This window comes from Coleofasciculus sp. (assembly GCF_046539235.1).
In the GTDB taxonomy this organism is placed as follows: Bacteria; Cyanobacteriota; Cyanobacteriia; order Cyanobacteriales; family Coleofasciculaceae; genus Coleofasciculus.
The window spans coordinates 1-4,579 of sequence record NZ_JBKHHI010000491.1 but is presented as its reverse complement, the minus strand read 5'-3'; the positions used below and the strand labels follow the sequence as shown (position 1 = coordinate 4,579).

Annotated in this window: 2 protein-coding genes; both read right to left on the bottom strand. The window is 44.6% G+C overall.

The features are described from left to right. The coding region (locus ACLFWI_RS27320) for a hypothetical protein (RefSeq protein ID WP_446415547.1) at positions 1 to 3,380 on the bottom strand (3,380 nt) is incomplete at its 3' end. Continuing rightward, complete coding sequence (locus ACLFWI_RS27315; RefSeq protein WP_446415546.1) at positions 3,380 to 4,291, bottom strand: DUF4007 family protein; 912 nt, start codon at positions 4,289 to 4,291, stop codon at positions 3,380 to 3,382. The genes ACLFWI_RS27320 and ACLFWI_RS27315, both read right to left, overlap by 1 nt. Between the last annotated feature and the right edge of the window lie 288 nt (positions 4,292 to 4,579).

The following is a 4,579-nucleotide window of genomic DNA, read 5'->3' as shown; positions in this document are numbered from 1 at the left end:
AAACGGTGGGTTTCCTTTCCATCCGGTTGCGTTACCGTAATGCGACGCGCATCAAACCCTTCCCCTTGGTCGCGAGTTTCGTGATCTAACGCTTCCAGATTCTTAAACCGCCGCGCTAAATCCGATAGTTTAATTTCAAACCCCGTGACATTTTCATCCGTCCATGACTCCGCCGGCTTATCGGCGACAATCATTACCAAAGCTGCTAACCACTCCCTGTCTGTCTTCTCCTCATCCACCGCCGCTTGGGTAAAACTTCGCAACGTTCGCTCGACACATTTCCCCACCAAAGGACGCGATCGCACCCGCAATTCTTCCCGCAGTTTTTGTTCCCGACTACTGACCCCAAAGGCATTGTGCAGCAAGCGTTGACATTCACTCAACAAACCTTCGTAAGCCGTATTAATCTCCCGTAGTACCTGCACCAGTTGCGAACGCAGGCTTTTGGCAATTGTCCCATCATCCCCGGCTTCCGTCTTGACCCTGAGCGACTTGTACCGAGCGAAGTCGAGGTAAGTCGAAGGGTCAATCGGGGGTAAATTAAAGGACCTGGGTAACTGATTAAACAACAACTCATCCGGTTCAGTTGTCTCCTTGAGTGCAGTCAAAACCCTCTGCGCTTCCTGACTAATTCGCTTGGTTTGCTTGGTATAAGCCGGAAGCCGATTAACAAATTGATATAAAGGAGTCACAACCGTTAACAACGTAGCATTCCGGATTTTCCCTTTCTTAAGCTTCGATTGACGTAAAATCGCTTCGAGTTCCTTAAAGACTTGCGATCGCAACCCCACCACTTCAAAATACTTCACTGCGTACCGTGAGGGATCTTTGACCAATAACTCAAAATGTTCTGAACCCAAAATCGGAATATACGTCCCATCTCGATAAACCCCCAGATCATCAACATGGTGTAGCAAAACCGCCGCTAACATCACCGGAATCGCCCCAGGTTTGATACCGTAGGGTGCAGCCGCTAAACGCTGATAAATTTGGTCAAGGCTTTTGGGTTTCTCCTTAGCGGATAAACAAAACTCCTCAATCGCTTGCCAAAAGGAACCCACTTTAGACCCTTCCGAGGGTGGGTAAAAGTCCCACTCCCCCTCCTCTTGGCGGTGAATACCTGTTTCCCCTAACAGAGAATAGTACATACTCACTTCCGGACCATAGCCTTCTAGTCCTAACCTTTCCTGACTCCCCCGTTCAACCATTGCTGTAATCAGTTCCCGTCTGGCTTTTGCGCCTTGGGAGGTGAGATCCCGACGGTTAATCAATTCATTCCACAGAATCGGACTTTGATCATAGACGCGATCGCACAGGTCGGACAGCTTGGCATTAAAATCCGTAATATGACCAATCCGTTCTGCTTCCCCCTGTACCCAACATGGCTGGTCATTCCCAGTCATCTCAAACGCTTGCGCCAGGGTTTCATCCAAAAGCTGTTCGGCTTGAACCACCCGAAAGCGCACTTCTTTGCGGGCTACTCCATCCGATTGTAATTCTGATGCTGTATCTTGAATCGCTTTCAAAGCTGCATATTCCCGGCTACGTAAGCGAAGAACATCTAGTTTTGCTGCACCCAGTAAAACCAAAGGTTTGCCATCGTCAGTCACGGCGGGAACCTGAGCATGTAGAGACGCGCCATGGCGCGTCTCTACATCATCCACCCAATATCCCACATAACCATCCGCATCAGCACTGTCGCAGCAGAGTTGCGTTAAATCCGATGTGCTATCCAGATAATGCCGTTCAAAATAGCGTAATGTCCCTGTTTTATAACTGTGCCGTTGTACCACAATTGGTGGCAATGAACGCAGAGATGATAGCAAATTGACCAAAGAAGAACGGTCTTTTTCCAAATACTCCGACAGGGCTTGATCGACATTAAAATCAGACCCCTGCCAAATTCGCAGTTCATCCATGGTGCGACGATGGGTAATTACTCCCCTTCGCAAAAGACCCTCAATAACGGTTTCCCAATAGGCAATTTGATCCTGGTTATTGGGAAAGTCACACATTGCCAACGTGACTAACCGCTTTGTCGCCCGAGTCGCCCCCGTTGTCGTCACCAGATTCAAAATACCAATCGCTTTCAGCACCTTGATAAAATTCGGTTCTAAATACCTCGCATCAGCAATCAAATCTTGGATTTCCACCCATCTTTGTAGATTGGGACGAGATGCCAGTCCCATCCCCGCCGCTTCAATGAAATAGTCGTAAATCCAATCTAATTTTAGAGTGGCTAAACTGAAACTCTCCCCATCAAGACTAACCCTTTGGAGGAAGTTTCTCAAGCTGTATGGTTCAGCACTGGTGAGAAACGTAAATAACGAACGATCATTTTGGGCATAACGATGGCAGAGTGTCGGTAACACCAAGGCTGATAGAGGATGTAGCGGATAAACGCCCTTAAAGATATCCGTCGGCAATTCTTCTCCTGTCAAAACCGTTGCTAATCCCTCTGACCACTCGTTGCCGTAACTATGAACTTGACAAGCAATTTTATCAGGGGATTCAAGGTTAATCACTTTTTCGATTAACCGCATCATTTGTCCAGCAGATTCAGTAAACGGAATATCCTCAAATCGCCCCTGAATCTTCGCCCATTCATTCCGCTGGACTGTGGCTAATCGTTGTCCGTATTCGGCAAAGGCTTGATGGAGAATGCCTAAAATATAAATCGGCGTTTGGCTATCTCCAGGAAGTTCCGCTAATTGTTGTAAGACATAGAGGTCTTCTGTCCCTTGATTATAAGCGGCATATTCCAGATTTTTACCTAATTCATCAATAACCAAGAATACTCCTGTATTCGCTGCCTTAGCAACGTCTTGGACTAACTCAGGAATCTCTCGATTTTCAATGATTTCCCCCGACTCAATTTCTGTGTTTAAGTCCTCTAACTTCCGAACCACAGAAATTTTATTCCGCTTGGCAGGAGAACTCCAAAACGTTTCTGCTCCTCGCAGCAATCCCCGGACAATTGTATGACTAATTGGTTCTCTTGCTGCTGTTGCCACAGCTCGAAATAAACCCTTTTCCGGAAGTTGGGTTAACGCTTGATAGTCACTACTTTCTGCACCTAAGGTATGTTGAGCAATTTCTAAAGCAGAGGAACGCATCTGGCTCTGAGCCGGGGCGCAGACGGAGGTAAGATAATGGGTAAACGCAGACTTTCCGGTGCCATAAACACTGGTTAATGTCCAAGCATGATTGGCTTCAGCCGTGGTTAAGCCTTTTAAAATCCGTCGCAAAGCATCAACTGCCCGTTCCGTTAAAACATAACCCTTTAAAGCCTCTAGTCGAGTTAAATCTCGCTCTACGTTTACTGAACGAGAGTAACGACGGTTGAGACTAAAATATTGTTCAAGTGTTTGACGATTCATTAATGACCTCTCGTTCGGTAATACTGATTTAATATCTCTTCTATAAGTACAGTAGCGTCTTGAGTAAACGAAAATTGGACTAATCCAGCGGTATCAGAAAGGGCAAGTCCTTTCGTGCTACGAGATATCTTCTCGATCGCTTCAGCAATCGCACTTTCTGGGAGTTTAAAGACGACCCCCGGACTTCCTCTTTCGTAAGTCAAACTAGAAACTGAAATTGTTTTTGAATTGCCACGACTTTGGGCATAATCTAAACAAGCCATAACAATAATCTCAGCCGGAAGATTCACTTTCTGTCCAATACGGAAGATATAGTATTTTGCGTCTACTGTCTTATGGATAATTCCTAGTTCAGCAAAAGGGCAATCAATAGAGTCTTCTATTAATTTCGTTTTCTCTTCTGGCTGACTATACATGCGGAGAATACAGGTGACATCTTTCTTGAGAGACGATTCAGCGGTACGAGTTCCTAATTCAGTTCTATAGTTTTTGAGTCCTCTGAGCAAATCTTCAGATGTAAATTCAACTTGACGGAATACATTAAAAACGTAGTACCAAGCAGCGGCTTCACAAGGCGGTTTCAGCAGATACCAATGAAGTAACCATAACGAAGCTGGATCTTCGAGAAATGGATCATAACCCCTATCACTGAGAACTTTCCGCCCAAACTCAGTCGGTTTGTCTTCTTTTAGAACCTTAAACGCTTGACACCAGTAGCGAATAGAACGTACCATGTTTTTCCCCACCCCTAAAATAACAGGAGCATCATCTTTGAGAAATATGCTGGAGTCTTGACGAGCCGCATCAAATCCTTTTTTGAGCCAACTAAACCTTGGGTGGAAGGTTTCGTGGCGGGCAAAAATAGGGGCAACTTCTTTTGGTGAAGTCTCTGCTGGGGATATTCGGGTCACTGTGACTATTTTTTGATTAATTATACAGCTAATTACAAATATACCCTGTCAAGGCTTTTTTGTAAACCCCGAATTAACTTTATTTTTTATTGGTTAAATGCTTTTTGTTGATTATCATTACTAGGTATTGCATTTTTTATAAGAACTTAAATTACATCAATAAAATAGATTAATTAAGAGCATGTTTATAACAACTAACACGATACCTGTTGACTATTAATATTATATATCCTTAAGCTGTAATGCATTTAAATTGGGTATTAGTAGCGAGCAAGATGCTCCTGGGTA